Origin of the sequence: Sphingobium sp. AS12 (genome assembly GCF_019097845.1) — a bacterium.
Taxonomy (GTDB): domain Bacteria; phylum Pseudomonadota; class Alphaproteobacteria; order Sphingomonadales; family Sphingomonadaceae; genus Sphingobium.
The window spans coordinates 241,192-260,448 of sequence record NZ_JAHRGM010000001.1 but is presented as its reverse complement, the minus strand read 5'-3'; the positions used below and the strand labels follow the sequence as shown (position 1 = coordinate 260,448).

The window sequence follows — 19,257 nt, the reverse complement described above, 5'->3', positions numbered from 1 at the left end:
CGCGTGACGGAGGTTGGCGCAGCGGTGGACGAAACCGGGCGACTGGTCCGCGACGCCGCCGGTTTCCTGCTCCGGCGTGATAGTGGCGGCACCTATCGCCTCGTCCTGCTGCGCGTTCCTGTCGATCTGGTCGAAAAGCGGGTCCGGGTGCGCGGTTTCCACGCTGGCGACGACATCGTCGAAGCGGACGGCGTCGCACCGGCCTGATCTCCCCGGCCTGATCCCCTTGCCAAATGCGCCGGGACGCGCGATCCCTTGGCCCATGCGCAATATCATCGCCCTCCTCCTCGCCCCCCTCGTCGCCACCGCCAGCCCCGCTATGGCGCAGGCGCAAACGCCCCATGACGCCCTCACCAAAGTCCTGGACGATCATTGGGCCTGGTGGCTTTCGGTCCATCCGGTCGATGCCACCGCACGCGGCGTCCGCAGCTATGACGACCGCATCTACGACATTTCGCTGGCGGGCCGCGCCGCGCAGATCAAGGCGGAGCAGGCCTTCGTCGCCCGGCTCGACGCGATCGCTGACACCGGCCTCGACGCCAGCGATCGCGTCAACCGCGCCGTGCTGCTCTGGATGCTGCGTGATGATATTGCCGGCGAAGCGCATCCCGCCGAACGGCTGATGCTGTTCACCACCTATTATGGCTGGCATCAGGGCTTTGCCAGCATGGGCGACGGCCTGCCCTTCTACAACCGCGCCGACTATGACAGCTATCTGACGCGCCTCTCGCTCTACCCCAGGCAAAATGGCGATGCGCTGGCCATCACGCGGCAGGCGATCAGGGGCGGCTATGTCCAGCCCTGCTCGGTTCTGGGCAAATATGCCGCCAGCATCAGCGGCATCGTCGCGGGCCAGCCGCAGGACACCCGCTTCTACGAACCCTTCACCCGCGCCAAGCCCCGCGACATCAGCGATGCGGACTGGGCCGCGATGCAGGCCCGCGCCGCGACCCTGATCCGCGATGTCATCGCCCCCGAATATGGCAAATGGCACGACCTGTTCGTGAAGGATTATCTGCCCGCCTGCCGCAAGAGCGACAGCGCCTCCACCCTGCCGGGCGGCGCGGCCTGGTATGCCAGCCGGGTCCGCGCCCATACCACCACCGACCTGACGCCGGACCAGATTCATGCCATCGGCCTGTCCGAAGTTGCCCGCATCCGCGCCCGCATGGATGAAGTGTCGGCCAAGGCAGGCTATTCCAGCCGCGCTGCCTTCACCACCCATTTGCGCACCGATCCGCGCTATTATGCCAAGACGCCGGAAGAACTGCTGCAAGTCGCCGCGCGTCAGGCCAAGGCGATTGACGGCCTGCTCCCCCGCTATTTCGGCACCCTGCCCCGCCTGCCCTATGGCCTCAAACCCATCCCCGCCGCCGAAGCCGAAGGGACGACCACCGCCTATTATATGCCCGGCTCCCCCGAAAGCGGCATTGCGGGGACATACTACGTCAACACCTCGAAACTCGACCAGCGCCCCTTTTGGGAACTGCCCGCGCTGACCGCCCATGAAGCGGTGCCAGGGCATCACAACCAGATCGCGTTGCAACAGGAATTACCGCTGCCCCCGTTCCGCAAATATCTCGCAGGCTTCACCGCCTATGTCGAAGGCTGGGCGCTCTACACCGAATATCTGGGTGAAGAGATGGGCCTGTACGACACGCCCGAAAAGATGATGGGTCGCCTCTCCTACGAAATGTGGCGCGCCTGCCGTCTGGTGGTCGATACCGGCATCCATGCCAAGGGCTGGGACAAGGCCCGCGCCGTCGCCTTCATGAAGGATAACAGCGCGCTGTCCGACGCCAATATCGATGCGGAGGTCAATCGCTATATCAGCTGGCCGGGCCAGGCGCTGGGCTACAAGCTGGGCGAGATCAAAATCCGCGAATTGCGGGCAAAGGCGGAGGCGGCACTGGGTCCGAAATTCGACCTGCGCGCCTTCCACGACGCCGTACTGGCGCAGGGCGCGGTGCCGCTGACGGTGCTGGACAGCCAGATCGACGCCTGGATCGCGGCGCAAAAAGCGCGCTGACCCGTCCCACCCAACGGCCCCAAGCCATTTTTGCTGCGCTGCGGCGGCTTGCCAATCCGTGTCGGTTCGCCTACCGGGGGCCGACAGCTCCCCAGACCGGGCATAAAGATCGGCAAGTGGCGCTGCGCGTCGAATCCGTGCACTTTATGACGTTGGGGAAAAGATGAGCATTTACCTGGATTATCTGGCCGAAATCGACAGCCGAAAGACTCAGGGACTTGCGCCCAAGCCGATCGACGACGGTGTCCTGCTCACCGAAATCATCGCCATCATCCAGGATGCGGCAAGCGAACATCGCGCCGACGCGCTCAAATTCTTCATTTACAACACGCTGCCCGGCACCACGAGCGCAGCCGCAGCCAAGGCCGCGTTCCTCAAGCAGATCATCCTGGGCGAAGTGACCGTCCCGGAAATCACCCCCGCCTTCGCGCTCGAACTGCTCAGCCATATGAAAGGCGGCCCCTCGATCGGCGTGCTGCTCGACATCGCGCTTGGCGATGATGCCGCGATCGCGGTTCAGGCCGGCGACGTCCTCAAGACGCAATTCTTCCTCTACGACGCCGATATGTTCCGCCTGCGCGACGCCTATCTGGCGGGCAACGCCGTCGCCAAGGACGTGCTGGAAAGCTACGCCCAGGCCGAATTCTTCACCAAGCTCCCCGATGTCGAGGATGAGATCAAGGTCGTCACCTACATCGCTGGCGAAGGCGATATCTCGACCGACCTGCTCTCGCCGGGCAATCAGGCGCACTCTCGCTCCGACCGCGAACTGCACGGCCTGTGCATGATGACGCCGCAGGCGCAGCAGGAAATCGTGGCATTGAAGGCCCAGCACCCCGACAAGCGCGTCATGCTGATCGCGGAGAAAGGCACGATGGGCGTCGGCTCCTCGCGTATGTCGGGCGTCAACAATGTGGCGCTGTGGACCGGCAAACAGTCCAGTCCCTATGTGCCTTTCGTCAACTATGCCCCGGTCGTCGGCGGCACCAACGGCATCTCGCCCATCTTCGCGACCACCGTGGACGTGACCGGCGGCATCGGCATCAACCTTAAAAACTGGGTCAAGATGACCGGCCCGGATGGCAAGGCCATCCTGAACAATGATGGCAATCCGGTGCTGGAGGAAGCATTCTCGGTCGCGACCGGCACCGTTCTCAAGATCGACGTCAAGAACAAGAAACTGACCGACGAAGCGGGCAATGAGCTGGTCGATGTCGCCTCCGCCTTCACCCCGCAGAAGATGGAATTCATGAAGGCGGGCAGCAGCTACGCCATCGTGTTCGGCAAGAAGCTCCAGACCTTCGCCGCCGAAACGCTGGGCGTCGAAGCGCCGCTCGTTTTCGCGCCGAACAAGGAAATTTCGGTCGAGGGCCAGGGCCTCACGGCGGTCGAAAAAATCTTCAACCGCAATGCCGTCGGCGTCGCGCCGGGCAAGGTGCTGCACGCCGGGTCGGACGTCCGCGTCACGGTGAACATCGTCGGGTCGCAGGACACGACCGGCCTGATGACCGCGCAGGAACTCGAAGCGATGGCGGCCACCGTCATTTCGCCGCTGGTCGACGGCGCCTATCAATCGGGCTGCCACACCGCGTCGGTCTGGGACAAGAAGGCGCAGGCCAATATCCCCAAGCTCATGTCCTTCATGAATAATTTTGGCCTCATCACCGCGCGCGACCCCAAGGGCCGCTATCATGCGATGACCGACGTCATTCACAAGGTGCTGAACGACATCACCGTGGACGACTGGGCGATCATCATCGGCGGCGACAGCCACACCCGCATGTCGAAGGGCGTGGCCTTCGGCGCGGACTCCGGCACGGTTGCGCTGGCGCTGGCGACGGGCGAAGCTACCATGCCGATCCCGCAGTCGGTCAAGGTCACCTTCAAGGGCCAGATGCAGCCCTATATGGACTTCCGCGACGTGGTCCACGCGACCCAGGCGCAGATGCTCGCCCAGTTTGGCGAAAATGTGTTCCAGGGTCGCATCATCGAAGTCCATATCGGCACGCTGCTGGCCGATCAGGCCTTCACCTTCACCGACTGGACCGCCGAAATGAAGGCCAAGGCGTCGATCTGCATCTCGCAGGACGAAACGCTGATCGAGTCGCTGGAGATCGCCAAGTCGCGCATCCAGATCATGATCGACAAGGGCATGGAAAATGCCGCCGGCACGCTGCAGGGCCTGATTAACAAGGCCGACGCGCGGATCGCGGAAATCCGTTCGGGCGTGAAGCCCGCGCTGGCGCCCGACCCCAACGCCAAATATTTCGCCGAGGTGGTTGTCGATCTGGACCTGATCAACGAACCGATGATCGCCGACCCGGACGTCAACAATGCGGACGTGTCCAAGCGCTACACCCACGACACGATCCGCCCCGTTTCCTATTATGGCGGCACCAAGAAGGTCGATCTGGGCTTTATCGGTTCGTGCATGGTGCATAAGGGCGACATGAAGATCCTGGCCCAGATGCTCAAAAATATCGAAGCTGCCGAAGGCAAGGTCGAGTTCAAGGCCCCGCTGGTCGTCGCGCCGCCCACCTACAACATCGTCGACGAACTGAAGGCCGAAGGCGATTGGGACGTGCTCAAAAAATATGCCGGCTTCGAATTTGACGATGTCGCCCCCAAGAGCGCGGCCCGCACCGCTTATGAAAATACCCTGTATCTCGAACGTCCCGGCTGCAACCTGTGCATGGGCAATCAGGAAAAGGCCGCCAAGGGCGACACCGTCATGGCCACCTCGACCCGCTTGTTCCAGGGCCGCGTCGTGGAAGATACAGACGAGAAAAAGGGTGAATCGCTGCTGGCCTCAACTCCGGTCGTCGTTCTGTCCTCCATTCTTGGCCGCACGCCCAGCATGGATGAATATAAGAGCGCCGTCGTCGGCATCGACCTGACCAAGTTCGCCCCGCCCGTCGCCCACTGAACCGGAGGGCTGGCAGACAATCGTCCCCTGCAAGGGGATGTGTCGGCACGAAATGCTGACGGAGGGGTGTCACCCTAACGATAGGGCGACACCCCTCCGTCTGGCCTGCGGCCATCCACCTCCCCTTAAAGACAGGGGAATCGCATATGGAACCGCCCCCCCCCTTCACCGTCACCCTGAACTTGTTTCAGGGTCCATTTCTCCAGCTCAAGCGGCTGTTCATGGCGAGAAATGGATGCTGAAATAAATTCAGCATGACGAAGTAAAATGATGTCCGGCTCATATGCGATAGCCCTACCCACAAAGGGGAGGATCGGCTTTGTTGGGCACGCCAATGATGCCGCACTCGGCAGTCCTATGGCGACAGGCGACGCCCGATCTCTCCTGCCTCCCAAACGCACACCTTGGCCGACCGGCCAATTGATTTGCCGCCCGCAATGCCTATCTCCCTGCTACACCGGGACATAGCTGCTTCGACCCATGGTTCATGCGTTCCCCGCTCGACCGGGGCGAAGCTACCGCGAGGAGACGCACATTCATGACCGCCATCGGACAGGACACACTTGGCACGCGCGACACATTGCATGTCGAGGGCAAGGACATCGCCTTTTATTCGCTCAAAAAAGCCGCGGCCAAGCTTGGCGACGTCTCCCGCCTGCCCTTCTCGATGAAGGTGCTGCTCGAAAATCTGCTCCGTTTTGAAGATGGCGTCACCGTCACGGTCGAGGATATCCAGGCGATCATCGACTGGCAGAAGGACAGGGGCAAGGCCGAGCGCGAAATCCAGTATCGCCCGGCCCGCGTGCTGCTCCAGGATTTCACCGGCGTCCCCTGCGTCGTCGATCTCGCCGCGATGCGCGACGCGATGAACGCGCTGGGTGCCGACGCCAGCAAGATCAACCCGCAAGTACCTGTCCATCTCGTCATCGACCACAGCGTCATGGTCGATGAATTCGGCACGCCCAAGGCGTTCGAGCAGAATGTGGAAATCGAATATCAGCGCAATATGGAGCGCTACGACTTTCTGAAATGGGGCAGCAAGTCCCTCGCCAATTTCTACGCCGTCCCCCCCGGCACCGGTATCTGCCATCAGGTCAATCTGGAAAATATCGCGCAGGCCGTCTGGTCCTCGGTCGATGCGGACGGCAATCTGGTCGCCTATCCCGACACCTGCGTCGGCACCGACAGCCACACCACCATGATCAACGGTCTGGGTGTATTGGGTTGGGGCGTGGGCGGCATAGAAGCCGAAGCCGCGATGCTCGGCCAGCCCGTTTCCATGCTCATCCCCGAAGTCGTCGGCTTCAAATTCACGGGCGAGTTGCAGGAAGGCGTGACCGCCACCGACCTCGTCCTCACGGCCACCCAGATGCTGCGCGCGCGTGGCGTGGTCGGTCGCTTCGTCGAATATTTCGGTCCCGGCCTCGCCAGCCTGTCGCTCGCAGACCGCGCGACGCTCGCCAATATGGCCCCGGAATATGGCGCGACCTGCGGCTTCTTCGGCATTGACGACAAGACGCTCGACTATATGCGCCTGACCGGCCGTAGCGATGACAACATCGCGCTGGTCGAAGCCTATGCGAAGGAGCAGGGCTTCTGGATCGACCCGTCAGCCGACCTCGTATTCACCGACACACTGGAACTGGACTTGGCTACCGTTGTCCCCAGCCTTGCCGGTCCCAAGCGTCCGCAGGATCGCGTCTCGCTGCCGCAAGTCGATGACGTATTCAACGCCGACCTCGTCAACACATACAAGAAGGCGCAACAGCGCGTGGCCGTAGAGGGCAAGGATTTCGACATTGGCGACGGCGACGTCACCATCGCCGCGATCACCAGTTGCACCAACACGTCGAACCCCGGCGTCATGGTCGCCGCGGGCCTCGTCGCCAAGAAAGCCAACGAACTGGGCCTCAAGCCCAAACCCTGGGTCAAGACCTCGCTCGCGCCGGGCAGTCAGGTCGTGACCGACTATCTGGAACGCGCAGGTCTCCAGAGCCATCTCGACGCCATCGGCTTCAACCTGGTCGGCTATGGCTGCACCACCTGCATCGGCAATAGCGGCCCGCTGGCCCCGCCGATCAGCGCGGCGATCAACGACAATGGTTTGGTCGCCGCCGCCGTCATCTCCGGCAACCGCAATTTCGAAGGCCGCGTCTCGCCCGACGTGCGCGCCAACTTCCTGGCCTCGCCCCCGCTCGTGGTCGCCTACGCGCTCAAAGGCACGGTGATCGAGGATTTCATCACAACGCCCATCGGCGTCAGCAGCGCGGGCAACGATGTCTATCTCAAAGACATCTGGCCCACCAATGACGAGGTCGCATCGACCATGGCAGGCTGCATGGACCGCGCCATGTTTCAGGCGCGCTACGCCAATGTCTATAAGGGCGACGCCCATTGGCAGGCGATCGACGTCACCGGCAGCGACACCTATAGCTGGCGCGCAGGCTCGACCTATGTCGCCAACCCGCCCTATTTCGAAGGGCTGTCCATGACCCCGGCACCGGTCACCGACATCATCGAAGCCAAGCCCTTGGCCATATTCGGCGATTCGATCACCACCGATCACATCTCGCCCGCAGGCTCGATCAAGGCGTCCAGCCCTGCGGGAAAGTGGCTGTCCGAACATCAGGTCGCGCAGGCCGATTATAACAGCTACGGCGCGCGGCGCGGCCATCATGAAGTCATGATGCGCGGCACCTTCGCCAATATCCGCATCAAGAATCTGATGCTGGACGGAGTCGAAGGCGGCATGACCAGCTACAAGGGCGAAACCCTTCCCATCTATGACGCGGCGATGAAGCATAAGGCCGACGGCACCTCGCTGGTCGTCATCGGGGGCAAGGAATATGGCACCGGCTCCTCGCGCGATTGGGCGGCGAAGGGGACCAACCTGCTGGGCGTCCGTTCGGTCATCGTCGAAAGTTTCGAGCGCATCCACCGCTCAAACCTTGTCGGCATGGGCGTGCTGCCGCTCCAGTTCAAAAATGGCGACACGCGCGATACGCTGGGCCTGACCGGCGATGAAAGCTTCACCATCACCGGTGTCGCGGACCTGAAACCCCGTCAGGACGTGGACGTGCTGGTCACCCGCGCCGACGGATCGACCTTCACCTTCACCGCGCTCTGCCGGATCGATACGATCAACGAGCTGGAATATTTCCTGAACGGCGGCATCCTCCAATATGTGCTGCGCAAGCTGGCTGCTTGATCGCCCCATAGGCTAGGCTAAGGCAGAAGGGCGCTTCCTACCGGGCGGCGCCCTTTTTCCTGTCAGGGGCAGCGATGAACATCTTGGTTGAAATCGTCGGCTGGACCGGCGCGCTGCTCGTTCTGGGCGCCTATCTTGGCGTATCGAGCGGGCGTCTGACCGGCGAATCGACGGCGTTCCAATGGCTCAACGCGCTGGGCGCGGCCTTCTTCGTCCTCAACACATGGTGGCACGGCGCGATACCCTCCATGGTCCTCAATATCATCTGGAGCGGCATCGGCTTCGTCGCGCTGTGGCGGATCGCCCGGCGGGATCGGGGCGTGCGCGAATAGGTCCGTTTTCCCGGCCCCAAGAAAGGCTGGGCTGGCGCGCCTCTTCTACCTTGGTTAGCATCGCCGCAGAATGAAAAGAGCGCTCATTGTCCGCCATGTTCCCCGCGAAGGGGCCGCGGGATATCTCCAGCCGATCGAAGCGGCGGGCTATCATATCGACCGGGTCGATGTGGCCAGCCCGGATTTTGCAGGCGTCGACCTGTGCGAACCCGACCTGCTGATCATGATGGGCGGGCCGATGGGCGTCTATGAGGCCGACGTCCACCCCTGGATTCCGATACAGATCGACAAGCTCGCCGCCCGGCTGGACCGTGACCGGCCGACGCTGGGCGTGTGCCTGGGCAGCCAGATGATTGCGGCGGCGCTGGGCGCGCCAGTCTATCCGGGCGGGCGGATGGAACTCGGCTTTGCGCCAGTCTCGGTCAATACCACCGGCGCGCAATCGCCGCTCCGCCATATCGATGGCGTGCCGGTGCTGCACTGGCACAGCGACACGTTCGACCTGCCCGATGGCGTCGACCTTCTGGCCTCGACGGACCTCTACGCGCATCAGGCCTTCCGCCGCGGACCCAACCTTCTGGCGCTGCAATTCCATGCCGAAATGGGCGAGGATGCCCGCTTCGACGAATGGCTGACCCATTTCTGGGCCGATCTGGACGTCGCGGGCCAGTGCGGCATCGCCCTGCGGCAGGACCATGACGATCACGGCCCCGGCGCGGTGGCGGCGGGCCGCGCGATGATCGGCGAATGGCTGGCAGGGGTCAAAGCATAGCGCGCTTGATCTTGTCATCGATTTCGCATTAACTCCGACAAATGAAAACTCTCCATTGGAACGCCAGTCGCCGCACCCTGCTGACCGTGGGGGTCGCAGGAGTAGCCGGGGCCACATCCGCACGGGTCAACGCCGCGCCACAGCGACGCGATCGATCGCTCGCCCCGCGCCCGCCCATGGGCTGGAACAGCTGGAACAGCTTTGCCACCACCATCACCGAAGCGCAGGCACGCGAAACTGCCGGGATCATGGCCGATAAGTTGCTCCCCTTTGGCTATGATATCTTCACCGTCGATATCCAATGGTATGAACCCGAAGCCTCCAGCTACACCTATAATGCCAAACCCAAACCCGCGATGGACGCCTATGGACGCATGATACCCGCGCCCAATCGCTTTCCGTCCAGCGCCAATGGGCGCGGCTTTGCGCCGCTGGCAAAGGCGGTGCATGATCTGGGCCTGCGATTTGGCATCCATGTCATGCGCGGCATCCCGCGCGCGGCGGTCGAGCAAAATCTGCCGATCCTGGGAACGTCCTACCGCGCGGCCGATATCGCAGACCAAGCCAGCCTCTGCTCATGGAACCCGGACATGTATGGTGTCGACATGGCCCGCCCCGGCGCGCAAGCCTATTATGACAGCATCTTCCGCCTCTATGCCGATTGGGGCGTCGATTTCGTGAAGATGGACGATATGAGCCGTCCCTATGACGCCCATGCAGCGGAGATCGAGGCCGCACATAAGGCGATTCTGGCCAGCGGACGGCCGATCATCCTCAGCCTCTCACCGGGCGAAACCCCCGTCATCCGGGGCGACCATGTCCGCCGCTTCGCGCAGATGTGGCGTATTTCCGATGACTTTTGGGACGATTGGACGATGCTGGAGGCGCAATTTACCCGCCTTGAGAATTGGACACCCTACCGCGGCCCGGACAGTTGGCCCGATGCCGACATGCTGCCACTCGGTCGGCTGGCGCTGGGGGAAAGGGACACGCGCTTCACCCCGGACGAGCAGCGCACGCTGATGACGCTGTGGGCGATCGCCCGTTCGCCGCTGATCATGGGCGGCGATTTGCGACATCTCGATAGCGCGACATTGGCGCTGCTGACCAATGGCGACGTGCTGGCCGTCAATCAGGCCAGCCATGGCAATTGCCCGCATTTCGTCGAAGATGGCGTGCGTGTCTGGTCGGCATGGGCGGACGGCGGCACCGATCGCTATGTCGCTTTGTTCAACACCGGCGACAAGGCGCGCGAGGTCGGCATCAAGTTACGCGACCTTGGGATCAGCAAGCCGGTCGCCGTGCATGACCTGTGGGAGGGCAAGGCGCTGCCACGGCAGGCGGATCGCATCTCGGCGATGTTGCCGCCGCATGGGGCTGCCCTCTACCGGCTGCGTTGAACCAGCGCCTTAGGGCCGCGCCGCCGCGCTTGCGTCCCGCACCGCCTTGAACTCCGACCCCGGCTTCCATCGCGGCCAGCGGGTCGATGTCGCGAGGTCGCGGCCGATGTCCAGCATCAGCTCCACATCCTGCGCTGCCCCGTCCAGCTTCCATGTCGCGTCGACCGCATCGCAGGCCTGATGATAGCATTGGCCGGTATAGGCATCGACCCAGGCCTGACCCGCTACGCGCCCTCCCTCGACCAGATCGGACGCGCCCGCAATCCCCATCATCAGCAGCACCGGCACGCCGCGCTTGGCCATGGAGAAATGATCGGCGCGGTAGAATAGCCCGCGTTCGGGCAGGCTTTCGGGCGTCACGACCCGGCCCTGCGCGGCGGCAGCCTTGCCCAGATCATCCTCCAGCGTCCCCTGCCCCTTGCCGACCAGAATGACGTCCTTCGCCTTGCCAGCCGTCTGGAGAATGTCGAGCGTCAGGTTGGCGACGGTCTTGTCGAGCGGCCAGACCGGGTTCTGCGCATAATGTTCGGACCCCAGCAATCCCCGCTCCTCTGCGGTCCAGGCGGCGAACAGGACGCTACGATCAGGCGCGGGGCCAGCCTTGAAGGCGCGGGCAATCTCGAACAGCCCGGCGATGCCCAGCGCGTCGTCATTGGCCCCGGCACGATAGACGCGCCCCTGCGCGTCGGGGGCGCCCTTGCCATAGGCGTCCCAATGCGCGCCGTACATCACCGTTTCGTCAGGCCGCTTGGTGCCGGGGATGCGGGCGAGGACGTTGGCGCTCTTGACGATGTCCTGCGTCACCGGGAAGCCAGCCGAGAAGCTCGCCCCCTCCAACTCAACGGCACGAAAGCGCTTCGACCGCGCCTGTTTGCGCAGCGCCGCCAAATCCAGACCCGCGCCCGAAAACAGCTTTGCCGCCGCGCCCCCTTCGATCCAGCCCTGCAACTGGAGGCTGGTCAGCTTTTCGGGCGCGCGGACCAGATCGTAATTTTCGCCGCCCGGACTGATCACCACATTCCAGCCATAGCCAGCGCCCGGCGTATCGTGGACGATCAGCGCCCCGATCGCCCCGCGGCGCGCCGCTTCTTCGAACTTGTATGTCCAGCGGCCATAATAGGTCATCGCCCGCCCGCCGAACTTGCCGACCGCATCGTCGCCCTTGGCGGCCTCGAAATCCGGGTCGTTGATCAGAAAGACCGCGACCTTGCCCTTGAGGTCCGTGCCCTTGAAATCATCCCAGCCGCGTTCGGGGGCAGACACGCCATAGCCCACGAACACCAAAGGCGCGGCGCTGATGGCGACCTTGTCCTTGGGCTGGAGGGTGGAGAGATACACGTCCTTCCCCGCCGTCCACGGCGTTGCGGTATCGCCCTGCTTCACGCCCAGCGTCTCGGCCTTGCCCAGCCTGGTGTGGAGCAACGGCACGCTCTGCACCCATTGCCCATCCGGCCCGCCCGGCTCCAGCCCCAGCGCCTGGAACCGGCCAACCAGATAGCCGATCGTCCGCTCCTCCCCGACCGTGCCGGGGGCGCGTCCCTCGAACAGGTCGGACGCCAGCACCCGGACCGATTGTTCGAGCTGCTGCGGCGCGACCGTCTGGGCGTGAGCAGGAAGGGCGAGGAGGCTCAGAGCCAGGAAAGCACGGGTCATGACAGGGGCTTACCCCCTGCCCGGCATCAGGGAAAGGGTCGTCAGAATTCGATGTCGAGTTCTTCCACCTCGTCCGGTTCGACCCGTGCCTCATCGATCCATTCGCGCATGATGTCCCAGCTGTTGATCGTCCGGCAATAGGCCGCAGCCGTCGCCGACACCGGCACGGCATAGGTCAGGAAGCGTTCGGCCACCGGCGCGAACATGGCGTCGGCGACGGTCGGCTTTTCGCCGAACAGCCACGGCCCGCCATAGCTGTTCAGACATTCGGCCCAGATCGTTTCGATCCGTTCGATGTCGGGCTTGGCCCCGGAAAAGATCGGAAATTTGGCGTGCCGGACTTTCAGGTTCATCGGCAAGGCGGAACGCAGATTGGCAAAGCCTGAGTGGATTTCCCCCGACACCGACCGGCAATGGGCGCGGGCGATGCGGTCAGCGGGATACATGCCTGCGTCAGGATACAGCTCATGCAGATATTCCGCGATCGCCAGCGTGTCCCAGACGCTAGCCCCTTCATGCGTAAGGCGCGGCACCAGCACGGAGGGCGAGAGCAAAAGCAGCTCAGCACGATTTTCAGGGTCGTCCAGCGCGATCAGCTTTTCTTCGACCTTCAGTCCCGCGATGCGACACAGCAACCAACCACGCAGCGACCAGGACGAATAATTTTTACTGGATAGAGTGAGTTGTGCGACGGCCATGACATTCCCTCCGGTCAGCCTTAACCTACATTTATGATGATGCGGTGCAACATATAATCCGTGTATAGCGTTGCATTCGTAAACCGATTCGGATGGACGGATTGAACAAGGCGCGCTTATAGTCATGCGAATGCTGTACAGTGGTTATCAGGCGTGGAACGATATGCTGGCGCCGGCACGCTTCGGGGCGCAGATTGCGCTGGGGATGCGCGACAAGCTGGGGCCGATGGCCGACTGGGCCATGCCGCGCCGCATGTTCGCGCTGATGGATGTGTTCCAGGGCGCGCGCGTCACGCACAAGCGCCCGGCCTATGCTATTACCTCGGTACGCAGCGGCAATGCCGAAGTCGCTGTGCGCGAGGAGATTGTCGCGGACCTGCCCTTTGGCGACCTGCTGCATTTCGTGAAGGATGAGGTAGACACCGCCCAGCCGCGCGTGCTGGTGGTGGCGCCGATGTCGGGTCATTTCTCCACCTTGCTGCGCAGCACGGTGGTGACCCTGCTCCAGGACCATGACGTCTATATTACCGACTGGAAAAATGCCCGCGACGTGCCGCTGGAGGCCGGGCGCTTCGGCTTTGAGGATTATGTCGATTATATCATCCAGTTTTTCCAGACGATGGGGCCGGGCGCGCATCTGCTGTCCGTATGCCAGCCCTGCGTCCCCGCTCTGGCGGCGGTCGCGGTCATGGCCGAGGATAAAGACCCGGCAACGCCCAAGTCGATGACGCTGATGGGCGGGCCGATCGACACGCGGGTCGCCCCGACCGTGGTCAATGACCTGGCCAATGACAAGCCGATCGACTGGTTCGAGAAGAATCTGATTTCCACCGTGCCGTTCCGCTATGCCGGGCGCGGGCGCGAAGTCTATCCGGGCTTCCTGCAACTGTCCGCCTTCATGGCGATGAACATGGAGCGGCACGGATCGCAGCATCGCGAACTTTACCAGTTGCTGGCCGATGGCAAGACGGTCGAGGCGGACAAGATCAAGACCTTCTACGAGGAATATTTCGCGGTCCTGGACATGACCAAGGAATTTTATCTCGAAACCGTCGACTTGGTGTTCCAGCGCACCCTGCTGGCCAAGGGCGAACTGATGCACCGCGGTCGTCCCGTCAATCCGGGCGCGATCCGCAAGACCGCGCTGCTGACGGTCGAGGGCGAGAAGGACGATGTTTGCGCCGTGGGCCAGACGGCGGCAGCGCACACGCTCTGCACCGGCCTGCGCCCGCACCTCAAACGCCATCATTTGCAGCCGGGCGTCGGCCATTATGGTGTATTTTCGGGTAGCAAATGGGAAAAGCAGGTCTATCCGCAGGTGCGGAACATGATCCTGTCGATGAACTGACAGCCCCGGTCGCGGGCAGCGCCGAATAGGAAATGCGGGGCATAGCTTCGCATATTTCCCGGCAATCATGATATTTTCGTGCGCAGTGCGGACAGGATATTACGCATCCTGCCATGGCTGGTGCGTGCGGAACTTCGTAAACTTCGCCCGTATCGCTTACGGGGAATGTGGGTGAAGTTTGCCGGTCGGCCATGCGGCGCGCGCGGTCGGGTGTGGGGTGTGAACGATGGGAAGGAGCCGGGTGCGCTTATAGCAGGCGGGGCTGGTATAGGACAGCGAGGGTTCTTCCCCCTCTTCCAACTGCGGCATAGCGCGCGATGGCTTGAGGGTTTTCTCAACCTCCGTTCGTTTCGAGCGAAGTCGAGAAACCTGCGCGCTGTGTTTCTCGACTTCGCTCGAAACGAACGGGGCGGGGTTGCGACGGCACACCCTATCGCCGCCGCCCCGGCCCTACCACTCATACGCCTTGGGTAGCGCGCCCTCGCTCGGCGTCGCATAGCGGTCGCGCAGCTTGGTCTGGCGGTTGTCGATCGGTTGCGGCACGCCGTCGATCCACACCGCGATCGGGGCGGAGGTCATCTCCAGCGGATCGCCGTCCCACAGCACGACATCGCCTGCCCGCCCGACCTTGAGCGATCCGATCCGGTCGCCCAGCCCCATGGCTTCGGCGGGCGCGCTGCTGATCGTGCGGAGCGCCTGACCCCAGCTGAGGCCCGTGGCCCCCTGCACCTTGTTCAGCGCCACCATATTGCCCGCCTGCTGGGTCGCGAGGCGCAGTTGCAGCCCCTCGTCCCGGTCCATCAGTCCCATGGAGACGGCGACGCCCGCCTTCACCATGCGCCCGACATTGCTCTGGGTCGCGGCGAGCTTTTCGAAGCTGGAGGGGAGATCGTCCAGGCCGCCCGCGATCACCGGCACCTTGGCGGCGGCGATTTGCGGCGCGACCATCCAGCCTTCGGCGGCCCCGGCGATGATGATCTTGAGCGCGGGGAAATCCTGCCGCAGCGACAGGACCGTCACTATGTCGCGCGCGCTTTCGACATGGACCATCAACGGCATCGCCCCGGTGACGACCGGCACCAGCGCTTCGGCATCCACACGGTTAAGCAGCGCATCCTTCGACCGCCCGTCATAGCTGGCAGGGGCTTTGGCAAACGCCTGCGCCTCACGCAGCATCGTCTTGAAGGTCAGGATCGCGGCGGGGCGACTGCCACCTGCATCCTTGGCCCCCTCCTCGCCCAGTTCGACATATTGGAAGGCGCGCGCCCTGGTGATCGCGTTCATGTCCGCGCCCAGGTCCACGACCGCACCTTGCCCGGCGAAAATGCCGGTGCCGGTCGAGGGGACGACGACGGCGCGGGTGATCCCCGCCGTGCGGCTGATCGCGATCGGGTTGGCAAGCGGGTTGATCGCGGGCGCCACGTCGATCGCGGCGGAGAAGGGCGAGCGGGCGCTGGCGTCGTTGGTTTCGTTGACCGCAGGCACCTCGACCAGGCCAACGCGCGAGTATCCCGACACCAGACCCGGCGTCACCCATTTGCCGCCCGCGTCGATAGTTTTGGTGCCGGGCGGAACGGCGATCCCGGCGCCAGCGGCGGTCACCTTGCCAGCGGAAATGAGGACGGTGCCGTTGCGGATGGGTTCGGAGCCGTCGCCAATGGCGAGGGTCGCTCCGGTGATGGCGAGGGACTGGGTGAAGGCGGGGGTCGAGAGGACAAAAAACAATGCCCCTAACACCGTTCGGGCTGAGCCTGTCGAAGCCTTGCCCTTCTTGCGAAAGAAAGAACGACCCTTCGACAGGCTCAGGGCGAACGGAGGGAGAGGATGGTTCTTGTAGCTCATTTCACATCTCCCGCGCCGATCTGGCCGAGTTCAAAATCGCTGACCGGGCGCAGTTTGGGATTGGCGCTGTCGTAGAGCAAAGCCCCGTCGATCCACACTTTTTCCGGCCGGGTGTAGGTGCTGAACGGATTGCCGTTCCACAGCACTACGTCGGCCATCTTGCCGACTTTCAGGCTGCCGGTCTGATCGGCGATGCCCATGGCGCGCGCGGGATTGATGGCCAGCCATGTCCAGGCGACCTCGTCGGCGATGGCGATCCCCATGCGGCGGCCAGCGCCCAGCGCCTTGGCGGCCTCCTGATTCAATCGCTGGATGCCATTCTCGTCATCGCTATGGACGATGGTGCAGGCGCCTGCCCGGTGGACCAGCGGGATATTTTCCCTGATCCCGTCATAGGCCTCCATCTTGAAGCCATACCAGTCGCCCCACAGCGCCGAACAGATGCCATTGTCGCGCAGCAGGTCGGCGATCTTGTAGGCCTCGACGGCGTGGTGGAAGGCGGTGACCTTGTAGCCGAACTCCTTGCCCATATCGATGACATTGGCCATTTCATCGGCGCGGTAGCAATGATTGTGGACAAGGATCTTGCCCTCCAGCACATCGGCCAGCGTTTCCATGCCAAGGTCGCGGGTCTGGTCTTTCCCGGCGGCGCGTTTCTTCTGATAGTCGCGCGCCTTGATCCAGGTCTGGCGGTTGACCGCCATATTGCCCATGCGGGTGGAGGGTTCGCGGCCCTTGGAGCCATAGACGCGCTTGGGATTTTCGCCGCAGGCCATTTTCAGGCCATAAGGCGCGCCGGGAAATTTCATCCCCTGCATGGTGCGGGCGGGGACGTTTTTCAGCGTGACGCTGCGCCCGCCAAACAGATTGGCCGATCCGGGCAGGATTTGCAGGCTGGTGACCCCGCCATTGGCCAGCGCCCGGCCGAAACCGGCATCCTGCGGCCAGACACTATGTTCGGCCCACACATGGGCGGTGACCGGCGCGGTCGCTTCATTACCGTCGGACAGCGCGTCCACGCTGGGGCTGGGATAGTCGCCCAGATGGCTGTGAATGTCGATCACGCCCGGCGTCACATATTTGCCGGTGCCGTCGAACACAGCGATGTCGGCGGGGATCGGCGTGTCCGGGCCGCCGATCGCCGTCACCTTGCCATCGGACAGGAATATGACGCCATTGTCGATCCGTCCCCCCTCCCCGTCGAAAATGGTCGCGCCCCTGATCGCCGTGGCGACGCCGGGGTAGGCTTTGTAGGTGGAGGGATAGGGATTGTCCGGTTCGGCAGAACTGCCCTGCGTCGGGGCGGGCGCATCCTTCTCCTTCTTCGCGCCGGCAGGCGTTGCGGCGCTGGCCAGCAGCGCGGCGATCAGTAATATCCTCATGCCCCGATTCATGGCTTATCCTCCGCGCCGATCGTGTCGAGATGCATCAGCCGTTTGATCGCGGGCGAAACGAGCAGCACCAGCACGCCCACCCCCATCGAAAACCAGCCGATGCGGGTATAGACGCCCAGCACCTGGGCCACGCCATCCGCGTCACCGCTACCGGTCGCGCGGGCGATCAGGCCAGCGATGAAATTGCCCGCTGCCATGGCCAGAAACCATGTCCCCATCACCAGCCCGACCATGTTGGGCACCGACAGCCGCGTCATCGCCGACAGGCCGACGGGGGAAAAGCACAGCTCCGCCATGGTGTGAAACAGGTAGATGAGGATGACGAACAGCAGCGGGGTCAAATCCTCCCCCGCCATCGCCGCGCCCGCCACCAGCACCAGAAAACCAGCCCCGCACAGGATCAGGCCAATGCCGAATTTGGCGGGCGAGGAAGGTTCCAGGCGGCGCTTGTCAAGGAAGGTCCACAGGATAGCGAACAAAGGCGCGAGCAGGATGATGAAGATGGAATTGACCGACTGGAACATCGACGCGGGAATGTCCCAGCCCAGCACCGTGCGATCGACATTGCGGTCGGTGAAGATGTTGAGCGACGATCCGGTCTGTTCAAACAGGCCCCAGAAGAGCGGGTTGAGCGCGATCAGGAACAAAGCGGCGAACATGCGGTCGCGGTCGACCTTGGCCAGCGTGCCAAGCGTGCGCCAGACGATATAGATGACTGTCAACGCCGCGAAGGCCAGCAAGGCATAGCCCAGCAGTTCGGCATAGCGGATGACGAACCAGATCGCGACCACGCCCAGTATCGCGCCCAGATAGATGGTCCATTCCTGACTGACCCCTGCAACCGCTGGCGCGCGCAATTGCTGCGGCGCGGGCGGCTCGCCCTTGCCCAGCAGCCAGGGGGTCAGCCATACGAACATCACAAGGCCCAGCAACATGCCGACCCCCGCCGCGCCAAAGCCCCAGCCCCAGCCCATCGTTTCGCCCAGCAGGCCGCAGACCAGCGGGCCGATCGCCCCGCCCGCATTGATGCCCATGTAGAAGATGGAGAAAGCCGGATCGCGCCGCGCATCGTCGCGCGGATAGAGTTCGCCTACCAGCACCGAGATATTGGCTTTGAGAAATCCGGTGCCAACGATGATGCTGGCCAGCGCCAGATAGAAACCGTTGAGATAGACGGGGTCCTGACCCCCCGGCCCCTCCGTCACCGCGATCAGGAAGTGGCCGAATGCGATGAACAGCCCGCCCGCCAGCACCGCCTTGCGCGGCCCCAGGAAACGGTCGGCCAGATAGCCGCCGATGACCGGGGTGATATAGACCAGCGAGGTGTAGGCGCCGTAGAGCAGATAGGCCTTGTCCTCCCCGAACAGGAAATGTTTGGTGAGGTAGAAGATCAGGATCGCGCGCATCCCGTAATAGGAAAAACGCTCCCACATCTCTGCGAAAAACAGCAGAAACAGCCCGCGCGGATGGCCAAGCCAGGTCTTGCCCGCTGCCGCCGCGCCAGAAATCGAGGTCGCCATCAGCTACCCTTGTCTTTTATGTGTGCCGGTCCGCCGAACGGGGACCAGAGGATGGCGCGAGACTAGAGCCTATTTCGCATCTGTCAAAAGCGCAGGCGGCCCTTGCGTCAAAGCGGGTGCCGCGCCATCTGGGAC

The 19,257-nt window shown here is 63.3% G+C and carries 13 protein-coding genes; 8 read left to right on the top strand and 5 right to left on the bottom strand.

The window, feature by feature from the left end; all coding sequences use genetic code 11:
- The first annotated feature begins 3 nt into the window (after positions 1 to 3).
- The 7 genes from KRZ98_RS01310 (at position 4) to KRZ98_RS01280 (ending at position 10,667) form a co-directional block, all read left to right on the top strand.
- Positions 4 to 207, top strand: coding sequence for a DUF5818 domain-containing protein (locus tag KRZ98_RS01310; RefSeq protein ID WP_217671860.1), 204 nt, complete (start codon positions 4 to 6; stop codon positions 205 to 207).
- 55 nt (positions 208 to 262) lie between these two features.
- On the top strand, positions 263 to 2,029 hold the full coding sequence (locus KRZ98_RS01305) for a DUF885 family protein (protein WP_217671859.1): 1,767 nt from the start codon (positions 263 to 265) through the stop codon (positions 2,027 to 2,029).
- Positions 2,030 to 2,192: 163 nt separating this feature from the next.
- Positions 2,193 to 4,955 (top strand): bifunctional aconitate hydratase 2/2-methylisocitrate dehydratase, encoded by a 2,763-nt coding sequence (locus tag KRZ98_RS01300; RefSeq protein WP_217671857.1) that lies wholly within the window; start codon positions 2,193 to 2,195, stop codon positions 4,953 to 4,955.
- A 538-nt stretch (positions 4,956 to 5,493) separates the two neighbouring features.
- Positions 5,494 to 8,163 (top strand): aconitate hydratase AcnA, encoded by a 2,670-nt coding sequence (acnA, locus tag KRZ98_RS01295; RefSeq protein WP_217671856.1) that lies wholly within the window; start codon positions 5,494 to 5,496, stop codon positions 8,161 to 8,163.
- A 74-nt stretch (positions 8,164 to 8,237) separates the two neighbouring features.
- Positions 8,238 to 8,495, top strand: coding sequence for a hypothetical protein (locus KRZ98_RS01290; protein WP_217671855.1), 258 nt, complete (start codon positions 8,238 to 8,240; stop codon positions 8,493 to 8,495).
- Positions 8,496 to 8,565: 70 nt separating this feature from the next.
- Complete coding sequence (locus KRZ98_RS01285; protein ID WP_217671853.1) at positions 8,566 to 9,267, top strand: glutamine amidotransferase; 702 nt, start codon at positions 8,566 to 8,568, stop codon at positions 9,265 to 9,267.
- 41 nt (positions 9,268 to 9,308) lie between these two features.
- The gene (locus tag KRZ98_RS01280; protein WP_217671851.1) at positions 9,309 to 10,667 is read left to right on the top strand and encodes a glycoside hydrolase family 27 protein; all 1,359 of its coding nucleotides are present in this window, start codon (positions 9,309 to 9,311) and stop codon (positions 10,665 to 10,667) included.
- Between the two features lie 9 nt (positions 10,668 to 10,676).
- On the opposite strand, the gene KRZ98_RS01275 is transcribed toward KRZ98_RS01280, so the two are convergent.
- On the bottom strand, positions 10,677 to 12,320 hold the full coding sequence (locus KRZ98_RS01275; protein ID WP_217671850.1) for a M28 family metallopeptidase: 1,644 nt from the start codon (positions 12,318 to 12,320) through the stop codon (positions 10,677 to 10,679).
- Positions 12,321 to 12,361: 41 nt separating this feature from the next.
- Complete coding sequence (locus tag KRZ98_RS01270) at positions 12,362 to 13,018, bottom strand: glutathione S-transferase (protein WP_217671849.1); 657 nt, start codon at positions 13,016 to 13,018, stop codon at positions 12,362 to 12,364.
- Positions 13,019 to 13,142: 124 nt separating this feature from the next.
- Here KRZ98_RS01270 and KRZ98_RS01265 point away from each other — a divergent pair, with 124 nt between their 5' ends.
- Complete coding sequence (locus tag KRZ98_RS01265; RefSeq protein ID WP_217671847.1) at positions 13,143 to 14,366, top strand: polyhydroxyalkanoate depolymerase; 1,224 nt, start codon at positions 13,143 to 13,145, stop codon at positions 14,364 to 14,366.
- A gap of 450 nt (positions 14,367 to 14,816) precedes the next feature.
- On the opposite strand, the gene KRZ98_RS01260 is transcribed toward KRZ98_RS01265, so the two are convergent.
- The 3 genes from KRZ98_RS01260 to KRZ98_RS01250 all read right to left on the bottom strand — a co-directional run bounded on the left by KRZ98_RS01260 (position 14,817) and on the right by KRZ98_RS01250 (position 19,122).
- A complete protein-coding gene (locus KRZ98_RS01260) occupies positions 14,817 to 16,091 on the bottom strand; it encodes an amidohydrolase family protein (protein WP_254798005.1) in 1,275 nt (424 codons plus the stop codon).
- Positions 16,092 to 16,204: 113 nt separating this feature from the next.
- Positions 16,205 to 17,602 carry an amidohydrolase gene (locus tag KRZ98_RS01255; RefSeq protein ID WP_217671845.1) on the bottom strand — a complete coding sequence of 466 codons (1,398 nt, stop codon included), beginning with the start codon at positions 17,600 to 17,602 and terminating at the stop codon, positions 16,205 to 16,207.
- A complete protein-coding gene (locus KRZ98_RS01250; protein ID WP_217671843.1) occupies positions 17,599 to 19,122 on the bottom strand; it encodes a peptide MFS transporter in 1,524 nt (507 codons plus the stop codon). The genes KRZ98_RS01255 and KRZ98_RS01250 overlap by 4 nt, the downstream gene beginning before the upstream one ends.
- Positions 19,123 to 19,257 lie beyond the last annotated feature (135 nt).